At 69.7% G+C, this 18,373-nt stretch carries 18 protein-coding genes; 8 read left to right on the top strand and 10 right to left on the bottom strand.

Going from position 1 to position 18,373, the window contains the following annotated elements:
• Positions 1 to 2: 2 nt before the first annotated feature.
• From Q8Q77_RS20600 to Q8Q77_RS20590, 3 genes are all read left to right on the top strand, one after another.
• Positions 3 to 2,360 (top strand): transketolase, encoded by a 2,358-nt coding sequence (locus Q8Q77_RS20600; protein ID WP_305585983.1) that lies wholly within the window; start codon positions 3 to 5, stop codon positions 2,358 to 2,360.
• A complete protein-coding gene (locus Q8Q77_RS20595) occupies positions 2,357 to 2,863 on the top strand; it encodes a gluconokinase (RefSeq protein ID WP_305585982.1) in 507 nt (168 codons plus the stop codon). Before Q8Q77_RS20600 ends, Q8Q77_RS20595 begins: the two co-directional genes overlap by 4 nt.
• A 135-nt stretch (positions 2,864 to 2,998) precedes the next feature.
• Positions 2,999 to 3,511, top strand: coding sequence for a hypothetical protein (locus Q8Q77_RS20590; RefSeq protein ID WP_305585980.1), 513 nt, complete (start codon positions 2,999 to 3,001; stop codon positions 3,509 to 3,511).
• On the opposite strand, the gene Q8Q77_RS20585 is transcribed toward Q8Q77_RS20590, so the two are convergent.
• A complete protein-coding gene (locus Q8Q77_RS20585; RefSeq protein WP_305585978.1) occupies positions 3,492 to 4,244 on the bottom strand; it encodes an N-acyl homoserine lactonase family protein in 753 nt (250 codons plus the stop codon). The two genes, Q8Q77_RS20590 and Q8Q77_RS20585, sit on opposite strands and share 20 nt — an antisense overlap.
• Entirely contained in the window at positions 4,241 to 5,119 is an 879-nt protein-coding gene (tauD, locus tag Q8Q77_RS20580; RefSeq protein ID WP_305585976.1) for a taurine dioxygenase, read from the bottom strand. Before tauD ends, Q8Q77_RS20585 begins: the two co-directional genes overlap by 4 nt.
• Positions 5,120 to 5,220: 101 nt before the next feature.
• Here tauD and Q8Q77_RS20575 point away from each other — a divergent pair, with 101 nt between their 5' ends.
• The 3 genes from Q8Q77_RS20575 to Q8Q77_RS20565 all read left to right on the top strand — a co-directional run bounded on the left by Q8Q77_RS20575 (position 5,221) and on the right by Q8Q77_RS20565 (position 8,799).
• Positions 5,221 to 7,218, top strand: a complete 1,998-nt coding sequence (locus Q8Q77_RS20575) for a TonB-dependent receptor (RefSeq protein ID WP_305585975.1) — start codon at positions 5,221 to 5,223, stop codon at positions 7,216 to 7,218.
• A 38-nt stretch (positions 7,219 to 7,256) separates the two neighbouring features.
• On the top strand, positions 7,257 to 7,526 hold the full coding sequence (locus Q8Q77_RS20570; RefSeq protein ID WP_305585973.1) for a hypothetical protein: 270 nt from the start codon (positions 7,257 to 7,259) through the stop codon (positions 7,524 to 7,526).
• A gap of 73 nt (positions 7,527 to 7,599) precedes the next feature.
• Positions 7,600 to 8,799: an MFS transporter gene (locus tag Q8Q77_RS20565; RefSeq protein ID WP_305585972.1), complete on the top strand. Its 1,200-nt coding sequence runs from the start codon at positions 7,600 to 7,602 to the stop codon at positions 8,797 to 8,799.
• On the opposite strand, the gene Q8Q77_RS20560 is transcribed toward Q8Q77_RS20565, so the two are convergent.
• From Q8Q77_RS20560 to Q8Q77_RS20525, 8 genes are all read right to left on the bottom strand, one after another.
• Complete coding sequence (locus tag Q8Q77_RS20560; RefSeq protein WP_305585971.1) at positions 8,784 to 10,022, bottom strand: glycosyltransferase family 4 protein; 1,239 nt, start codon at positions 10,020 to 10,022, stop codon at positions 8,784 to 8,786. The two genes, Q8Q77_RS20565 and Q8Q77_RS20560, sit on opposite strands and share 16 nt — an antisense overlap.
• Positions 10,019 to 11,896, bottom strand: coding sequence for a hypothetical protein (locus Q8Q77_RS20555; RefSeq protein ID WP_305585969.1), 1,878 nt, complete (start codon positions 11,894 to 11,896; stop codon positions 10,019 to 10,021). The genes Q8Q77_RS20560 and Q8Q77_RS20555 overlap by 4 nt, the downstream gene beginning before the upstream one ends.
• A 35-nt stretch (positions 11,897 to 11,931) precedes the next feature.
• Complete coding sequence (locus Q8Q77_RS20550) at positions 11,932 to 12,687, bottom strand: ABC transporter ATP-binding protein (RefSeq protein WP_305585967.1); 756 nt, start codon at positions 12,685 to 12,687, stop codon at positions 11,932 to 11,934.
• Positions 12,684 to 13,517 (bottom strand): ABC transporter permease, encoded by an 834-nt coding sequence (locus Q8Q77_RS20545; protein ID WP_305585966.1) that lies wholly within the window; start codon positions 13,515 to 13,517, stop codon positions 12,684 to 12,686. Before Q8Q77_RS20545 ends, Q8Q77_RS20550 begins: the two co-directional genes overlap by 4 nt.
• A gap of 143 nt (positions 13,518 to 13,660) precedes the next feature.
• Positions 13,661 to 13,981: a hypothetical protein gene (locus tag Q8Q77_RS20540; protein ID WP_305585965.1), complete on the bottom strand. Its 321-nt coding sequence runs from the start codon at positions 13,979 to 13,981 to the stop codon at positions 13,661 to 13,663.
• Between the two features lie 128 nt (positions 13,982 to 14,109).
• Entirely contained in the window at positions 14,110 to 14,868 is a 759-nt protein-coding gene (locus tag Q8Q77_RS20535) for a hypothetical protein (protein ID WP_305585964.1), read from the bottom strand.
• Between the two features lie 173 nt (positions 14,869 to 15,041).
• Positions 15,042 to 15,767 carry a methyltransferase domain-containing protein gene (locus Q8Q77_RS20530; RefSeq protein ID WP_305585962.1) on the bottom strand — a complete coding sequence of 242 codons (726 nt, stop codon included), beginning with the start codon at positions 15,765 to 15,767 and terminating at the stop codon, positions 15,042 to 15,044.
• A gap of 27 nt (positions 15,768 to 15,794) precedes the next feature.
• Positions 15,795 to 16,832, bottom strand: a complete 1,038-nt coding sequence (locus Q8Q77_RS20525) for a dehydrogenase (RefSeq protein WP_305585960.1) — start codon at positions 16,830 to 16,832, stop codon at positions 15,795 to 15,797.
• Between the two features lie 121 nt (positions 16,833 to 16,953).
• On the opposite strand from Q8Q77_RS20525, the gene Q8Q77_RS20520 reads away from it, so the two are divergent.
• Positions 16,954 to 18,000, top strand: coding sequence for a glycosyltransferase family 2 protein (locus Q8Q77_RS20520; RefSeq protein WP_305585958.1), 1,047 nt, complete (start codon positions 16,954 to 16,956; stop codon positions 17,998 to 18,000).
• An 8-nt stretch (positions 18,001 to 18,008) separates the two neighbouring features.
• Positions 18,009 to 18,371, top strand: a complete 363-nt coding sequence (locus tag Q8Q77_RS20515) for a hypothetical protein (protein WP_305585956.1) — start codon at positions 18,009 to 18,011, stop codon at positions 18,369 to 18,371.
• Positions 18,372 to 18,373: the final 2 nt, after the last annotated feature.

Genomic DNA, 18,373 nt, shown 5'->3' with positions numbered 1-18,373 from the left:
CCATGCCCCGCGCCAGCGCGAAGCCCGCCGCCGCCGACCGCACCGTCGAGCACCTGAACCGGCTGGACGAACGCCTGCGCTGGCTGTCGACCTGGACCATCCACAACGCCAACCATCTGAGGAACAGCCGTGACGGGCTGAAGGTAGGCGGGCACCAGGCCTCCTGCGCCTCGATGACCACCATCCTGGCGACGCTCTATTTCCACGCCCTGCGGCCCCAGGACCGGGTGGCGGTCAAGCCGCACGCCAGCCCGGTGTTCCACGCCATCCAGCACCTGCTGGGCCGCCAGTCGCGCGACCAGCTCGAGCGCTTCCGGTCTTACGGCGGCGCCCAGTCCTATCCCTCGCGGACCAAGGACCACGACGACGTCGACTTCTCCACCGGCTCGGTGGGGCTGGGGGTGGCGGTCACCGCCTTCGCCTCGTTGACCCAGGACTATCTGAAGGCCCACGGTTGGCTGGACCCCGCCCGCGAGGGCCGGATGGTGGCGACCCTGGGCGACGCCGAGCTGGACGAGGGCAACATCTACGAGTGCCTGATCGAGGCCTATAAGCACGACATCCGCAACACCTGGTGGATCGTCGACTACAACCGCCAGAGCCTGGACGCGACCACCGCCGACCGGATGTTCGACCGGTTCGACGACATCTTCGCCACCTTCGGCTGGCGGGTGCTGAACCTGAAGCACGGCAAGGCCCAGCTCGCGGCCTTCGCCCGACCCGGTGGCGAACACCTGCGGACCTGGATCGACGCCTGCCCCAACGCCGATTATGCGGCGCTCACCTATCAGGGCGACTGGCGCGAGCGGCTGATGCGCGACCTGGGCGACCGGCCCGGCGTGAAGGCCCTGCTGGACAGCTATGACGAGCCGGGGCTGGCGGCTCTGATGACCGGCCTCGGCGGCCACTGCGTGGAGACCCTGCTGGAGGCCTATGCCGAGGCGGCTCAGGATGACACGCCGACCCTGTTCATCGCCTACACGATCAAGGGCTTCGGCCTGCCGTTGGCCGGCCACAAGGACAATCACGCAGGCCTGATGACCCCCAACCAGGTGGAGGCCCTGCGCCAGGTCCTTGGCGTGCCGGAGGGACAGGAATGGGAGCCCTATGCCGGCGTGCCGGCGCAGGAGGCCCGCGACCTGCGCGCCTTCGTGGAGGCCTCGCCCTTCGCGCAAGCCTCCGACCGGAGGCCCGTCGCCCCGGTGATCCCGATCCCCGGCCGCGCCGAGTTCCCCGTGCCGGACGGCCGGGAGCAGTCGACCCAGGCCGCCTTCGGCCGGATCCTGCTGGACCTGTCGAAGATGGACCACCCCATCGCCGCGCGCCTGGTCACCACCTCGCCCGACGTGACAGTGTCGACCAATCTGGGCGGGTTCGTGAACCATCGCGGCCTGTTCCGCCGCCGCGAGACCCCCGACGTGTTCCGCGACGCGCGAATCCCCTCGACCCAGAAGTGGGGCGGCGGCGCGGCCGGCCAGCATGTCGAGTTGGGCATCGCCGAGAACAACCTGTTCCTCAACCTCGCGGCGCTCGGCCTGGCCGGCGCGGTCTGGGGCGAGCGGCTGCTGCCGATCGGCACGGTCTACGACCCCTTCATCGCCCGCGGCCTCGATGCGCTGAACTACGCCTGCTACCAGGACGCCCGCTTCATGCTGGTGGCCACGCCGTCCGGCTTGACGCTCGGCCCCGAGGGCGGGGCGCACCAGTCGATCCACTCGCCGGTGATCGGCATCGGCCAGCCCAAGCTCACCTATTTCGAGCCGGCCTTCGTCGACGAGCTGGCCGAGGTGATGCGCTGGTCTTTCGAACACATGCAGGCCGACGACGGCGGTTCGGTCTATCTGCGGCTGACCACCCGGTCGTTCCCCCAGGTGGAGCGCGCCGACGACGCCTGGCGCGACGAGGCGCTGAAGGGCGCCTATTGGCTGCGCGAGCCGGGCCCGGACGCCGAGGCGGCCATCGCGTTCTGCGGCGCCGTTGCGCCTGAGGTGCTGGAGGCCGCCGACCAGCTCGCCGAGGACTTCGGCGGGATCGGGGTGCTGAACGTGGTCTCCCCGGGCCTGCTCCACCGCGACTGGATGGCCAGCCAGCGGGCGCGCTGGACGGACGGCGTCCCGCGCCGGAGCCACGCGGCGGCCTTGCTCTCGAAGCTCGCGCCCGGGGCGGGCCTGGTCACCGTCATCGACGGCTCGCCGGGCGCGCTCTCCTGGCTGGGCGGGGTGCTGGGCCAACGGGTCAGTCCGCTGGGCCTGGACGAGTTCGGTCAGGTCGGCGACCTGCCCGACCTCTATCGGCGCTACCGCCTGGACGCCCAGGCCATCGTCGAGGCCTGCGCGGGCCTGTTCCTCCACGACGCATGAGGCCGCGCGCGCTCATCGTGGTCATGGGTGTGGCCGGCAGCGGCAAGTCCACCGTGGGCCGGGCGGTCGCCGAGCGCCTGGGCCTGCCATTCGTCGAAGCCGACGATTTCCACCCGCAGGCCAACCGCGAGAAGATGGCTGCCGGCGCGGCCCTGACCGACGCCGACCGCAAGCCCTGGATCGCGAGCCTGACCGCGGCCCTGGCGCGGTCGCCCGATCCGGTGACGATCCTGGCCTGCTCGGCCCTGACCCCGGCGGTGCGCGACTGGCTGGAAGCTGGGTTCGATGGCCAGGTGCGCTATGTCCTGTTATCGGGGGATTCGGACCTGATCGGCGAACGCCTCGCCGCCCGGCGCGGTCATTTCGCGGGCCAGGCCCTGCTGGAGAGCCAGTTCGCCGCCCTGACCCCGCCGTCGGACGCCGCGGCGGTGGATGTCGCCCAACCGCTCGAGGTCGTGGTCGCCGCGGTGTGCGTCGCGGTCGAGGCGTTCGCGCCACATTAGAAATTTGAAACGTCTCGCAACCTTGGCGTAACCCCTGGGCGCTACTATCTGGAGCTCTGCCCAAGGATTTTTGACGCGGGGAGGCGTCAATTCTGTCTCGGGCTCCGTACCTCTGACGTCGCCGGAGTCCTCCCCGTGTTCCGAAACATCCTCCTCGCCAGCCTACTGGTCCTGACCGCCGCCTGCAGCCAGCCGGCCCGCGACGTTCGCCTGACCCAGGTCGCCGCCGCCGTTCCCACGGCCGCCCAAGTCGCCCAGGACGTGCGCGGCATCGTCGAGCCCTGCGAAACCGCCATGGACCGCGCCAGCGGCGACATCGGCCAACTCGCCGCCGCCGCCTCGCCGCGCGCCGCCGCCCGAGTCGCCGTGGCCGGCGCCAAGGACGCCTGCCTCACCGCCTTCGGCGCCCTGCAGAAGGCCCAGGCTCCGGGCGAGGTCCGCGATGCCTGCCTGAGCGCGGTCTATACGCGTGAGACCCTGGCCGACACAGCCATCGAGATGCTCGACGGCAAGGCCGGCGCCCTGGCGATCACCACCCTTCGCTACAAGGCTGACGACCAGAGCGCGGCCAACCGCGCCTGCGCCACCGCCCTGGCCAATCTGGGCGGCCGCGAGTTCGCCATGGCTGCTAGCCCGTCGCGGCAGTAGCCGGGGCCTGCAGGGTGGTGTCGGCCGGGAGCCGGTCCATGAACCCCAGGTCGTGGCCGGGCACGATCAGGTCGCCGTCCAGCGCCATCTGCTTCAGCCGCCGCAACGAGCTGAGATAGACGGCCTTGTCGTGGGCATAGGGCTGCACGCCCTCTTCGCTCAGGGTGACGCAGAAATAGCAGGCGTCGCCGGCTAGCACGTCCCAGCCCGAACGCCGCCGGATCCGCAGCGACTGGTGGCCGCAGGTGTGGCCGGGCGTGGCGAACACCTCGGCCGAGCCGTCGCCGAACAGGTCGAAGCTGTCTCCGGTCGTGCGCCGTGCGTGGCCCAGGTCCAGGGTCCGGCGCGCGTAGCCCTTGGTCGAGGTCTGCAGCGCCGCGTCCAGCTCGGCCTGGTGGATGACCAGCTCGGCGTTGGGAACCAGGGCCGCGCCGGCGATGTGATCGAAATGGCTGTGGGAGACCACCAGGCGGTCCACGCGCCCGGGATCGACGTCCATGGCCCGCAGGCGCGAGGCGACGTCATGTCCCGGCGGCAGGAACATGTGGAAGGCGCCCGATGCGACGGTCCCGTCCATCTCCGGCACGAGGCCCGCGTCGAACAGCGCCATGCGCCCGTCGGGATGGACCAGCAGAAAGGCCATGACCGGCATGTTCGTCCCGCCGCTCTTGCCCTCCTCCATCAGTTCGAGGGGGGCGGTGAGGCGTCCGCATTCGAGGGGATGGACCTTCATTCCGCCGCCGCCTTGACGCCGGCCGGCATGCGCGAGCGGTGGTAGGGGCGATCGCCCAGCACGGTGGCGCGGTTCATGATCCGGCGGTGGGGCAGGTAGTCGTTGACCGCATAGTGCTGGGTCACCCTGTTGTCCCAGAAGGCCACGGCGTTGTCGCTCCAGCGCCAGCGGATCAGGAACTCCGGCTTCTGGATGTGCTCGAACAGCATGTTCAGGATCGCGTCGCTCTCCTTGCGGCGCAGGCCCTTGATCCGGTCGGTGAAGCCGAAATTGACGAACAACCCGTCCTCGCCGGTCTCCGGATGGGTGCGGACGACGGGGTGCAACACGGGCGGGTGCTCGGCCAGGGCCTTGGCGTGCTTGTCCTCGCCCGCGCCCTTGGCGACGATGCCCCGCTGCGGGAAGCCGCGCGCGAAGTCATGGACGGCGTCGAGGGGCGACAGGAACTCCCGGAACGTTGGCGACAGGCCCTCATAGGCCGCCTTCATGTTCGACCAGATGGTGTCGCCCCCCGACGGCGGCAGATGCTTGGCGTAGAGGATCGAGGCCATGGGTGGGGTCTCGATGAAGGTGACGTCGGTGTGCCAGCTGTCGTTGTCGGTAGGGTTGTCCTTGTGGTTGTCTAAGATGAACAGCTCCGGCGCCTCGGGCACGCCCGGATAGAGCGGATGGGTGTGCAGGGCCCCGAACCGGGCGGCGAAGTCCCGGTGCTGGACCGGGCTCATATGCTGGTCCTCGAAGAAGATCACCTGATGTTTCAGCAGCGCCCCGCGGATCTCGGCGAGCTGGTCGTCGGGGAGGCGCTGGGACAGATCCGCGCCTTCGATCACGGCGCCGATGGCGGGGGTCAGCGGCTTGATGGCGAACTTGGGCATGGCCTGGGCTCCGTGCGGCCCGCCATCTAAGCGCGCCGCATGCGACGGGCCAAGGTCTTGGCGCCTTTCCGAGGCGCGCGAACGCTCTATAGAACGTCGCCATGCCTATTGAAGCTCCGCCGACCGAGGTCGCCGCCGTTATTGTCCAAGCGCCCCGGTTGCCACCCCTGGCGGGCGAGGCCGCCTTTTCCGTCGAGACGTTCGACGCCAAGGCCCTGAGCCGATCGCCGCGCTTGGACGTGGCCCTGAAACGCTCGCCCGGCGTGTCGCTGTTCCGGCGAACCGGCAGCGACGCGGCCAATCCGACCATCCAGGGCCTGTCCCTGCGGGCCGTAGCGCCGTCTGGCGCGGGCCGCGCGCTGGTGACGCTGGATGGCGCGCCGCAGAACGATCCGTTCGGGGGCTGGGTGATCTGGTCGGCCCTGCCGGGCGAGGGCCTGGACGGGGCCGCGGTGATCCGGGGCGCGGGGGCCGGTCCCTATGGCGCGGGCGCGCTGACGGGCGTCGTGGCCCTGCGCGAGGCCGGGGCCCGCGACGGGCTCTCGGCGCTGTCGGTGTCGGCGGGTGGACGGGGAAGCTATCGCGCCGCGGCGGCTCTGGGCACGCAGAACCTGCTGGTGGTGGCCAGCGGCTCCAGCAGCGACGGCTATGTCCCGGTGCGCGGCGCCCGGGCTGGCGCGGCCGACACGCCCACCACGCTCAGCGATGCGGCGATCTCGGCGCGCCTGCAGGGCGGTCTCGGCCAGGCCGATTGGGCCGTGCGCCTGGGCGCCTATGAGGAACGGCGCGGCGCGGGGCTGGTCGGCGCGCGTTCCATCGCCAGCGGCGGCTCGTTGACCCTGACGGCGGCCCGCGCCCCCAGCGACGAGGCCGCCGGCTGGCGGGTCCAGGCCTGGCTGCGCTCCAGCGACCTGAAGAACACCTCGGTGGCCGTCGGGGCGGGCCGCGCCCTCACCACCCCCGCCAACGACCAGTACGCGACGCCGGCCCTGGGCTATGGCGTGAACGCCGCCTGGCAGGCCAGGTCCGGCCCCTGGTCCTGGGAGTTGGGCGCCGACTTCCGCGCCGCTGAGGGCGAGGTGCGCGAGCGCTTCCGTCTGATGAACGGCGCCTTCACCCGCGGACGCATCGCCGGCGGCGAGACCCTGGTGGGCGGCGCCTATGCCGAGGCCGTCTACGACGGTGGCGACCTGCTGGTCACCGGCGGCGCGCGGATCGACGGCTGGCGTTCCAGCGAAGCCGTGCGGCGCGAGCGGGACCTGGCGAGCGGCGCCGTTCTGCTGGACCTGAAGCCCGCCGACAATTCGGGGACCACGCCCACCGCCCGTTTCGGCCTGCGCCATCGGCTGACCGGAGACACCTGGCTGCGCGGGGCGGCCTATGCCGGCTTCCGGCCGCCGAGCCTCAACGAACTGCACCGCCCGTTCCGGGTGGGCAATGATGTCACCGAGGCCAATAGCGGCCTGACACCCGAAACCCTCTACGGCGCCGAGGCCGGTTTCAGCGGCGAAGGCGTGCTGAGCTGGAACCTCTCGGTGTTCTACAACCGCCTCGACGACCCAATCACCAATGTCACGATCGGCTTCGGGCCGGGGACCTTCCCGACCGCGGGCTTCATCCCGGCGGGCGGCGTGCTGCGCCAGCGGCGCAACGCCGGCCAGATCGAGGCCTGGGGGATCGAAGCCGACGTTTCGGCAGAGCTCGGCGCCGCGCTCACCGCCCGTGCGGCGCTGTCGGCGGTCAAGGCCGAGGTGGACGGCGGGGCCTCCGCCGCCCAGCTCACCGGCAAGCGTCCCGCCCAGACCCCGGAGATCACGATCACCGCCGGCGCCGATTGGCGAGCGTCCGAGCGCCTGACCCTGGCGCTCGACCTGCGCTACGAGGGCGAACGCTTCGAGGACGATCTCAACAGCCGCAAGCTCGCCCCCGCCCTCGGCGTCGACCTGCGCGCCGACTGGCGCGTGTCGGCGGCGACGGAGGTCTATCTGGCCGCCGAGAACCTGCTGGACGCCGAGATCGAGGTGGGCGAGACCGCCGACGGCGTCGAGAGTTTCACCGCCCCGCGTCTGGTGCGGATTGGGGTCTCGATTCGGCGCTAGGTTCCCGACGCCGGAAGGAATCATGCGATCTTGGGATCATGCCCAGCCCGCCCGGATTGCCAGACTTCGACCTTCCGATGATCTTCGGGGACAAGATGGCGGGGCTTGGATTCCAGTCCGGCGTCTTCCGGCTGGCCTTCTCGGCCAATGTCGCCGACACCGCCGGCCAGGAACAGATGGTGCAGTCCGGCTACCTGATCATGACGCCCGACTGCATGATCGAGCTGCGCAGCCAGCTCGACCAGATGATCGGCGAGCTGGAGCGGCGCGGCCTGATGAACCTCAAGCCCGACAAGCTGGACGGCTAGGACCCAACATCTCCGCTGGCGCGGAGGCTCACGGCCCTGTCAGATGCGCCCCGCGCAGGGGCAGGGAATCAACATGACCGCGAAGGCTTTTGGGCGTCTGGGCCCGGGCTTCATCGTTGCCATATGCTTCAGCATCGCGGCCCTCGAAGGCTACGACATCCAGGCCTTCGGCGTAGCCGCGCCGCGCATGGCGCCGGAGCTCGGCCTCGGCCCGAGCCAGCTTGGCTGGGCCGGCAGCGCGGCGATGTTCGGCCTGGCGATCGGCGCCCTGACCGGCGGCTGGGCGGCCGACCGCTTCGGGCGACGGCCGGTGCTGACCGTGTCGGTGGCCCTGTTCGGCATCTTCTCAGTCGCGACCGCCCTGTCGCAGAGCTACGAGGCCCTGGTGATCGCCCGGCTGGCCACGGGCCTGGGCTTTGGCGGCGCCATGCCCAACATGATGGCCATCGCCACCGAGATCAGCCCGCCCAACCGGCGCGCGCTCACCACCACCAGCATGTTCTGCGGCCTGCCGGCCGGGGGCGCGGCCGTGGCGCTGCTGGCCCAGTTCGGGGGCGCGGCGGTGGACTGGCGGACCATCTTCCTGATCGGCGGCGCCCTGCCGGTGCTGCTGGCGCCGGTGGTGTTCTTCTTCCTGCCCGAGACCCGGCCCGCCGCCGCCCCGAATGTGGACCGCCGTCTGGCCCAGGGGCTGTTCGGCGACAAGCGGGGCCTGGCCACCTCGCTTATCTGGCTGATCTTCGCCCTCGACCTGCTGGTCACCTATCTGCTGCTCAACTGGCTGCCGACCTTGATGGTGGCCAAGGGCTTCACCCCGCAGGACGGCGCCCAGGCCTCCTTCTGGATGAACATCTCCAGTGTGGTCGGCGCCTTGATCCTGGGCTGGGTCGCGGACCGTACCGGCTATCGCGGGCTGATGACGGCGGTGTTCGCCGCCCTCGCCGTGGCCCTCTACGCCCTGTCGCAGCTCAGCGGTCTGGGCGGTCTCTTCGTCGCCGCTGGGGCCGCGGGCTTCGCCGTGGTCGGCGGGCTTTACATCCTCTACGCGCTGGCCCCGACCTACTATCCGCCGGGCGTGCGCGCGGCGGGCTCGGGCGCGGCCATCGCCTTCGGACGGTTAGGCTCCATTGCTGGTCCGCTGATCGCGGGCGAACTTCGCGCGGCGGGCTTCGGTCCCGATCAGGTGCTGCTGACCCTGGTGCCGGCCGCGATCATCACCGCGCTCGGGGTGTTCGCGCTCACCACCTTCTGCCGGCCCTACGAAGGCGACTGAGGCTTCCGCGACCGGCTGGCCGCGACCATGGCGGCCTTGCGCAGGTCGTTGGGCAGGGTCGAGAACCAGGCCTGGGGCGACAGCCGCTCGGCCACCCGCCGCTTGCCCGCCTGGCGCAGGTGGCTGGCCAGCACCGGATCGGCCCGGAGGCGGACCAGGGCCTGGGCGGCGGCGTCGATGTCGGGCTCGGCCCAGGTCTGGCCCCTATAGATGCCCTGAGGATCGTCGACCGCCACGGGGGACGAGGGCACGACCAGAGCGCAGGTCTCGTCCATGAAGTCGGTGTTTCCCGACCAGCCGGTGGCGATCACCGGAACCGACAGGGCCATGGCCTCGGCGATGGTCAGGCCGAACCCCTCGGCCCGGTGCAGGGAGATCAGCACGTCGGCGGAGGCGATCAGGGCCTTCACCTGGGTATAGGGCCAGACGGCGTCCAGCACCTCGACATTGGCCGGCGCCTCGGCCCGCAGCCTGGCCAGCAACTCCGGGAACAAGCGGCCGTTCTGAGTCTTGATGACCAGCCGCGCGGTCGGGTCGCCGGGGAAGGCGCGGGCGAAGGCGGCGATGACGCCCTCTGGGTTCTTGCGCGCCGCCGAGGAGTTGAAGTCGAAAAGGGTGAGCGCCAGGAAGCCCGGCTCGCGCGCCAGCGGCGCCACGTCGCGGTAGTCCTCCAGAAAGATCGGATGGGGCACGACCCGCACTGGCGCCTTGGCCCCCGCCAGGGCCTGGGCGGTGTACTCGCTGGGCGCCCAGATCTCGTCCATCAGCCCGGCGTCCTTCAGCCACCGCTTGGGCGCCTTGGGCAGCTCCCAGGCCCAGTAGCCGAACCGGGGGCCGCGCACCTGCTTGGGGCCCAGATAGGCCAGGGCGGCCAGCAGTTCCGGGGCGTTGATGTGGAAGATCCAGGGCCCCGGCGCGCGGGCCGCGTCCGAGGCGCCAATCCAGTCGAGCTTGGCGCCGGAGACGTCCACCGCCTCCACCGGCACGCCCAGGGCCTGGAAGGCGCGCACGGCGAACCGTGCCGAGGCCGAGATGCCGTAGGAGCCGCCGAAGTCGCCGACCACCCGGATCGGGCCGTCGTGGATCTGCGCCTCGTGCGGCCGCTGCGCCAGGGCACGCACATAGGCCTTGAGCGCCGGTCCCAGGATCGGCTGGAACGCCAGGCGCACAGGCTCGGGCGTCAGCCGCCGCCACAGACGGCGCGTGGCCGGGAGCAGGTTCATGCCGCGCCGCGCCAGGTCACGCCATTGGCCAGCAGAGCCACGGCGTCGGCGGCGACCAGATCGGGATGGACCCGGTAGATCACCTGCTCGGCCAGGGCCGGCGGCGCGACGGGCGCTCCGCCGGGCGTCCGGAAGCGGCCGGCGCCGGCGTCGAACACCAGGGCCTCGCGGCCAGCGCAGCCCTCGCTCCAGGCCTCGACCACCACGAGCTGGCCGATCCGGCCATTGGCGGCGGGTCGGGCGAGGGACGGGGCTTCGCGGCGCACGGTCAGCCGCGCCAGCTCCCAGACCGGATGGGTGTCTACGCTGGCCGGGAGGGCCGAAAGGTCGATCCCGGCGTCGGCCAGTCCGCCGCCGATCAGCCAGCGCAGGAAGGCGAACCGCTGGCGAAAGGTGAGCAGCGGGAAGAGTCTCTGCAGGTCGCCGCGGCTCTCCCAGATCTCCAGGAACAGCCGCGGGAAGGGCAGGCCGCGGGCGAGCTCCGGCGCCGGCGCGTCGAAGCGACGGCGCAGGTCCGCGGCGAGGGCGGCAGGCCAGCCCGCCCGGTCGGCGAGGCCATAGGCCGCCAGCCGAAGCCGCGCCTGGGTCGTCTCGCCCGCCACGTGGCGCGCAGCGCGCAGGGGCAGGTCGGGGTCGGCCCAGGTCTCGATCGGGACCAGCCGCGCCGAGAACCGGCCGTCGAGGGATTCCGAACCCAGCAGCCAGGCCTTCAGGCCCTCGGGATCGGCGACGAAGCGGTCGCGCAGGTCCCGGCGACCGGCCAGCACCGCGTCGATGGCGGGGCTCGCGGGGCCGGCCGTCAGCCAGGCCGCCAGCTCCCCTGACGGGGCCAGCCAGGGACCTTGCGGCGGCGGGACGGCGTCGCGCTCGCCCCTGCCAGGCTCGACGGACAGCCAGGTCTCGGCTCGGGCGGTCAGGCCGCCGCCGAAGTCCTCGCCCGCTCGCGCCGCGGCCAGCAGGCGGCGGCGTTGGGTGGTGGTGGCGACTTGGCCGGAAGGGAAGGCGCGATGGCCGTAGGCGACCTGCGAGGCCTGCTCGTGGCCGTTGCGCAACAGCACGCCGGCATAGTCGGCCAGCAGGCCGGCCAGCGGCGAACCCGCGGCGACCTTCACCCGGTCCTGGTGCTTGGACAGCAGGCCGGGAAAAGCCGGATCGAAGCCCGAGAAATGGAAGAAGCCCAGCGCCTGGCCGTCGATGGTCCAGACGTCCCCGGTCCTGGCGAGGTCGCGCCCCTCCAGGTTCCAATAGGCGAGGTTGAGCGCCGGTGTGCGCAGCAGGGCCAGGTCGCTGACGAAGCCAGGCGCCAGGTCCATCCACCTCTGGTCGGTGAACAGGCCGGCGGCGAAGTCCACCCGGCAGTCGAACCGGCACTTCTCCGCCCACCAGGCCAACAGGGCGTTGATCTGCGGCTCGGCGCGGGCCGCCATGAAGCCGAGATTGTAGGCGCCCGACGTCAGGATGACATGGTCGTTGGGGTTGGCCTCGCCCGAGAGGGGCCGAGTGGTGTGGGGCGTCAGGGCCAGGGGCGCGCGGGCCAGACCCTCGCGCACCTCGTCGAGCGGGCGGTAGACCCAGATGTCGGGGTCGAGATAGGCGCCCGAGGTCACGCCCGGCTCGGCCAGCAGGGCGCGGAAGGCGTGCGGCTTGACCGCCGTGTTGAGCTCCAGCGCGTCGTAATAGGCGCACATCAGGGCATAGTCAGGCACCAGGGTCGTGGCCTCGATCACTCGGATGTTCGGATCGGCGAAGGCGATCGGGCCGTCGGTGGTCACCACCACGCGGGCCGCCCTCGGCTCGGCGGCCGCCAGGCTCTCCATCAGGCTCGCCGCCTGGGCCGCATAGTTGCGCGACACGATGGTGAAGATGACGTCCACAGGCTTTAATGGGCTCCCCGGCGGCCGACGATCTATCAGGCGGCGGCCAGCAGTTCGTCCAGCTTCTTGACGTCGGTGACGGGGGAGGCGACGCCGCCCTCGATCCGCATGACCTTGTTGCAGTAGAGGCGGATCAGGTCGAGATCATGGGAGGCCAGCACCAGGATGCCGGCCCGTTCCATCAGGCCCAGCAGGCGCTTGTGGGCGATCTTCTGGAAGTCGGCGTCGCCCACGGCGATCCACTCGTCCATCAGGATCACATCGGCCTCGACGGCGGTGGAGACCGCGAAGGCGAGCCGCGCCTGCATCCCGGCCGAATAGGTCTTCAGCGGCATGGCCAGGAAGGGTCCCAGGCCGGTGAACTCGGCGATCTCCTCCAGCTTGTCCTCGATCTCGCGCGCCGTCAGGCCGGCGATGCGGCCGCGCAGGCGGATGTTGTCGAGGCCGGTGGCCGAGGGGTCGATACCGAGGTTGAGGTCCAGCAGGGCCGCGATCTGGCCGTGGACGTCGATGGTGCCCTCGTCGGGCTCATAGGCCCCCGAGAGGGCCCGCAGCAGGGTGGTCTTGCCGGACCCGTTGTGGCCGATGAGGCCCAGCCGGTCGCCGGCCTTGAGCTTCATATTGACCTTGGAGAGCGCGGTGACTTCGGTGGCGCCTGTCATGGTGCGGCCGAGCTTGCCGCCCACCGTGATGCTGGCCAGCCGCTTCTTCAGCGACTTGGCGTCCACGCCGTAGACGGGGAAGCGCAGGGTGAGATCGGTGACGGTGATCGAGACCTGGGGACCCTTCATAGGTAGTGCACGATCCGTCGGCGAATGTTGGAGAAGATCGAGAAGGTGGCCACCCAGCCGACCAGGGCCATGCCGCCCAGGATGATGTAGGTCAGCGGCTCCACCGGCTGCCCCAGCAGCGGGGCGCGGACCGCCTCCAGCATGTGATAGAACGGGTTCAGCAGCAGCACGGCATGGTCCACCAGCCGTCCGCCGGGCAGCCAGAACACCGGCGTCATGAACATGGCGAACTGGGTCACCGAAGCGACGATCTGGGGGATGTCGCGGAACCGGGCCGAGGCCATGGCCGCGGCCAGGCAGACCCAGCCCAGGTTGAACATCACCAGGATGGCGCCGAGCACCGACAGGACCACGTTGGCGTCGCGCCAGTGGTCGTAGACGATCAGGGTGGCGAGGATGATCACGAGGTGGTGGGCCAAGTTGATCACGTTGCGCAGCACCGTGCGCCAGATGAAGGTCATCATCGGCAGCGAGGTCTGGCTCAGCATGCCCGAAGCCCCGACGAAGGCTCCGCAGCCTTCGACGATGACGTTGGAGATCAGGCCCCAGAACACGATGCCGATGGCGACGTAAGGGATGAAGTCGTGGACCGGGATCTTGAACAGGTTGGCGTAGAGGAAGCCGATACCGGCCACCATCAGGCCCATGGAGATCGTGATCCAGAACGGGCCGATGATCGATCCGCGGTATCTGGACACCACATCGTGCCAGGCCAAAGACCAGGCTAGGCCGATCCGTTCGAAGGACGCGCGCAGGTCCGCAAACGCCATGCTGAACTCGTGCATGGGCCCGCGCCTGCCGGTGCGCACCATGTGCTGTACGGATTGCATCGACTCTCCCGACGGATTCCCGGACGCGGGACGCCCCAAGCCGTCTGCGCGGTGGGTAACAGGTCGCATTTTGCGGCGCAAGCATGGCGGGCGCGGCGGAATCCGCGGCGAATCAGCGGGTTCGGGCCCGCCCCGCGTTCGGCCTAGTCGCCAAAAATGTCCGAGCCCAGCACATCATGCAAATCGGCGATGGCCTTCGTGCTCCGAACCGCCGCCTTCCGTTCAATCAGGTCGGCGTCGTCGTACGAAACCTCGCGCCAGTACTCGGGGTGGGCGTCGATGCAGGCGAGCACTCGCTCCTGAACCTCGTGCAACGAATATTTCGGCCCCGGCTCGAGCGCGTATTCTATCCGTCGAAGCCGGGGAAGGAACGGGTTGAGCCAGCGCCAGGAGAAGGGTGCATAGCCGACCTGCGAGATCGCGCTCACCCGCCAGGAGTCTCCTGAGGCATCGACGATATCCATCCCCAGGAGCTTTTCTTCGCGCAGAGTCCTCGGGCCACACACGCCGAGTTCGGACGCGCTGGTGACGGGCGTAACGTCCAAGTTCCTAGTGAAGCAAAGGACCGGAAACCTGGGCGGCGCCAAGGCTGTCACCTAAGCGGCCGTTCGCCGTAGGGCGCAGGCAGTCGAGGCTTTTGGGCCTTCTGAGCGCCAGCCTCGGATTGATGCTTCGCCAGCGCCTCAACCCCCTTGGCGCCGAACCATGCCGGCACGGTCTTCATCCAATCTGGAGTGCCAACTAGGAGCGCCTCGACAGGGCCGTACTTCGGCGCGCCGTCCCACTTGCCTCTGAGGCGCTTGTGCTTGGCGATTTCCAGGACCTTCAATAGCGCGACGTGGTTCCTCCAGTTTGGAATATCCCGGCTCATCCCCCTCAGAGGCACCGAGTGATGAACCTCATGTGCGGACCCCGCCACACCCCTGTCTCTCAATTGTTTGGCCGCGTTTCTGCCGGTCATCTTGCCGGTGTTCCAGGCGGCGCCTCTGCTGACGGCCCCAGCCACGCCAAAGCCTGTCGCCATCAACGCCGCGTCCGCGATGGCCAGCCCACCATTTCCTAGGGCCTGCCAGGGTCGATCGCCCTTGACGTCGTCAACTGCTTCAATTGCCGGTTCAATCGCGGGCGCCGCCCTCAGGGCTTCAGGATTCATCGGCGTCGCTGATCGCGCGTCGTGCGCCTCCGTGCGCGCTGGCGAGCCCGCCCAGCGTTGAGATGGGGTGTTCGCCAGCGCGTATTCCGCCGCCTCACGCGCCCGCTCTTCGGCGCGCTTGCGACGAACCCACTCGTCGAAGGCCTCGCCTGCCGGATCAGGTACGGATTGCGGTTCGCCACGTGGCATCATCGCCAAATCTATCTCCAATCATTGGTTTTGTTGCATTCGAACACCTTTGGCTCGGACGCCCAACCTACCATCTGTGATTGAAAGCGACAAGAACAAAAAGAGAACAAATAGGCCCTGAACGTCGGCGAGGTAGTAAGATCGTGTTAGTGAGGGCGCTTGGAACAGATCGATCTTGCGACCTAGAGTTCGCCCTCGTCCTCGAAGGGCGGCGGGCTGGTCTTCATGTGGGCGTGGTCGGCGCGGTACTGGTTGAAGTGCTTCCGGTCGGCCGGGGCGGGCTGGACCGTGTCGCGGACCAGGCCGCCATAGGCCAGCTCGCGGGCCGTGCGCTTGCGGACCACGAACTCGATGCCGCATTCGGCGATGGGGGTCAGGGTCTGGTCGAAGCGGGGCAGATCGTAGCGGAAGGTCGAGTTGAGCAGGGCGACCTTCTCGACATCGGCGGCGGGGCCGAGGTTCGACAGCAGCTCCAGCACGTTGATCGAGCGTTCGCTCCACGAGCGAGCCTTCAGCATGGTGAAGGTCCACTTGTGGTCGCGGTTGTGGGTCGAGGGCCAGACGCCCTGTTCGTAGAGGTCCTCGTCGGGGACCGTGACGATCAGGAAGCCGCCCGGCTTGATGGCGCCAAACCAGGCCGAGAGGCCCTGGCGGGGGTCGACCAGGTGTTCCAGGCAGTGGCTGGAATGGACGAAATCGAGACTGTCTTTCTGTACGCCTTCGAGGAACTGGGCGTCGCCGTCCTCCCAGTCCCAGACGCGCACGGACTTCAGCTCCGGGAAGAACGGGACATAGAGCGACAGCGGGTCGGGCTTGCCGCCGATGTCCAGGCCCTCGCCCACGAACCAGCGCCGGGCGAAGTTGGGGTCGGCCATGCGCCGGACGATGGATTTGGAGAGCTCTTTCACGTCGCGCGTCCTAGCGGGTTTCGAGGGCTACCGCACGTTCCAGGATTCGGCGCCTGCGGGCGTGAACCGGGCGGACTGGGCGCCGCCCCCGAAGGTGGCCAGCAGCCGCTTCAGTCCTTCGCGGCGGGTGGGGTCGACCAGGAACATCATGAAACCGCCGCCGCCCGCACCGCTCACCTTGCCGCCGAACACCCCGAAGCTCTTGGCCGCCTCATAGACCTTGTCGATATGGGGCGAGGAGATGCTGTGGGCGATCTGCTTCTTGGAGCTCCAGCCCGAGTCCAGCAGGGCGCCGAAGCGGGCGAGGTCGCCGGCGATCAGGGCGTCGCGCATCTCGAAGGCCCCGGCCTTCAGCGCGTGCAGGCTCTCCATCGACTTGGCCTCGTGGCTGCGCATCTTGGCGGTCTGCTCGTCGATGATCGCGGCCGACTCGCGGCTGACCCCGGTGAAGTAGAGGACCAGGGAGGCCTCCAGCTCCTTCATCACCCGATCGGGGACCGCGACAGGCTCGACCTCGACCTGCCGGCCCGCGGCGAACCGCATCAGATTGAGGCCCCCGAAGGCCGCGGCGTACTGGTCCTGCGCGCCGCCGGCCAGGCCCAGCTCCCGACGCTCGATGTCGAAGGCGAGCGCCGCCACGGCCTGGGCGTCCATCTCCAGGTCCATGAACCGGCGCATGGCCTCGACCATGGCCACCACCAGGGCCGAGGACGAGCCCAGGCCCGAGCCCGGTGGGCAGTCGGCCGAGGTGACCAGGGTCAGCGGGATCGCCCGGCCTCCCGCATGATCGGCCATGAAGCGGTTGTAGACGCCCTTCAGCAGGCGCAGCGGCTCGTCGGTGGGCAGGGGCGCGGAGGCCTTGGCCTGCCATTCGACCTGGCCGTCGGCGGCCACCAGCCGGACCTGGTCGTCGGCCCGCGCCTGGACGGTGACATGGGCGAAGAGGTCGATGGCGGCGTTCAGCACCACCCCGCCGTGCTCGTCGCAATAGGGCGCGACGTCGGTCCCGCCGCCGCCGAAGCCTAGTCGAAGGGGGGCGCGGGCGCGCACCAGCTCATGACGCATGGTCGGCGGTCGGTCCTGGGTTGGCGGCGGCAGTCCTGGGCGGGGTAGTCGCGCGCGCCGTCCTTTGCAACCATGAACGGGCCGTGTAAGCCAGCCGCTTGTAGTGGCGCCCCTAAGTCCGATGCAGCCGATTGAACCCTTCCAGCTTTCGGTCGCCGGTCGCTACGCGGCCTCCTCCGATTCGACCCTGCTGGACGCCCGCGTCTGGCTGGTGGTGCCCTGCTACAAGGTCCGCGACCGCATCCTGAGCGTCATCGCCAAGGCGCCGTCCTGGATCGAGGGCATCGTCTGCGTCGACGACGCCTGTCCCGAAGGCACGGCCGACTTCCTGGAGGCCGAGGCGCCGGACCCGCGCGTGGTGGTCGTGCGTCTGGCCGAGAACCAGGGCGTGGGCGGGGCGGTGATCGCCGGTTACGCCGAGGCCGAGCGCCGCGGCGGGCGGATTCTGGTCAAGGTCGACGGCGACGACCAGATGGACCTGACCTACGTCTCGCAGTTGGTCGCCCCGATCATCCTGGGCGAGGCCGACTACGCCAAGGGCAACCGCTTCACCTCGATCAGCCACCTGACCGCCATGCCCCGCGTGCGCATCTTCGGCAATGCGGCGCTCTCTTTCGCGGCGAAGGTCTCCACCGGCTATTGGAACGTCTTCGATCCCACCAACGGCTTCACCGCCATCGAGGCCAGCGTCGCCAAGCGGGTGATCGAGAAGCGCATCTCGCGACGGTTCTTCTTCGAGACCGATCTGCTCTATCACCTGGGCACCCTGCGCGCGGTGGTCCGCGACGTGCCGATCCCGGCCCGGTACGGTGACGAGGTCTCCAACCTGCGGATCGGCGCCATAGTCGGGCCCTTCGCGCTCAAGCACCTGAAGAACTTCTTTCTGCGCATCCTGGGGCAGTACTTCGTGCGCGACTTCAACGTCGCCACCCTGGAGATGCTGATCGGCGCGGCCTTCCTCAGCTTCGGCGCCGGCTACGGACTGCGCTGGCTGGCGGTGCGCGACGTGGGCCAGGCGGCCTCCGCCGGCGTGGTCATGACCGCCGCCCTGCCGGTGATCATCGGGGTGCAGCTCCTGCTGCAGTCGATGAACTTCGACGTCATCAACGTGCCGACCCGGCCGATCCACCCCTATCTGCGCACGCTTGAGCGCATCGCCAGCGAGTGAGCCCCGCCATGGGATGGAAAGACGCCCTGCTGTGCTCCCTGGTCGCCCTGGCCCTGCCTATCGGCCAGGTGATGTTCAAGGGCGCGGCGATCTACAGCGCCCGGCTGGAGGGATCGGTCCTCTGGCGGCTGGTCCAGAACTGGCCGCTGATGGGGGCGTTTGCCTGGTACGGCGCCACTGCGCTGCTGTGGTTTTACGTCCTGACGCGGGTGCCGCTGTCGGCCGCCTACATCTTCTCGCTGATCGGCTCGGCCCTTGTGCCGGTGGCCGCCTGGGTGATCTTCAAGGAGCCGCTGTCGTGGCCCATGGCCATCGGCTACGCCCTGATGCTGACGGGGTTCCTGGTGATCGTCACCCAGGTTCGCGCCTAGGG

The organism is Phenylobacterium sp. (assembly GCF_030698145.1).
GTDB lineage: Bacteria > Pseudomonadota > Alphaproteobacteria > Caulobacterales > Caulobacteraceae > Phenylobacterium.
The sequence above is the reverse complement of the archived record's forward strand: the minus strand, read 5'-3'. Positions and strand labels throughout refer to the sequence as shown.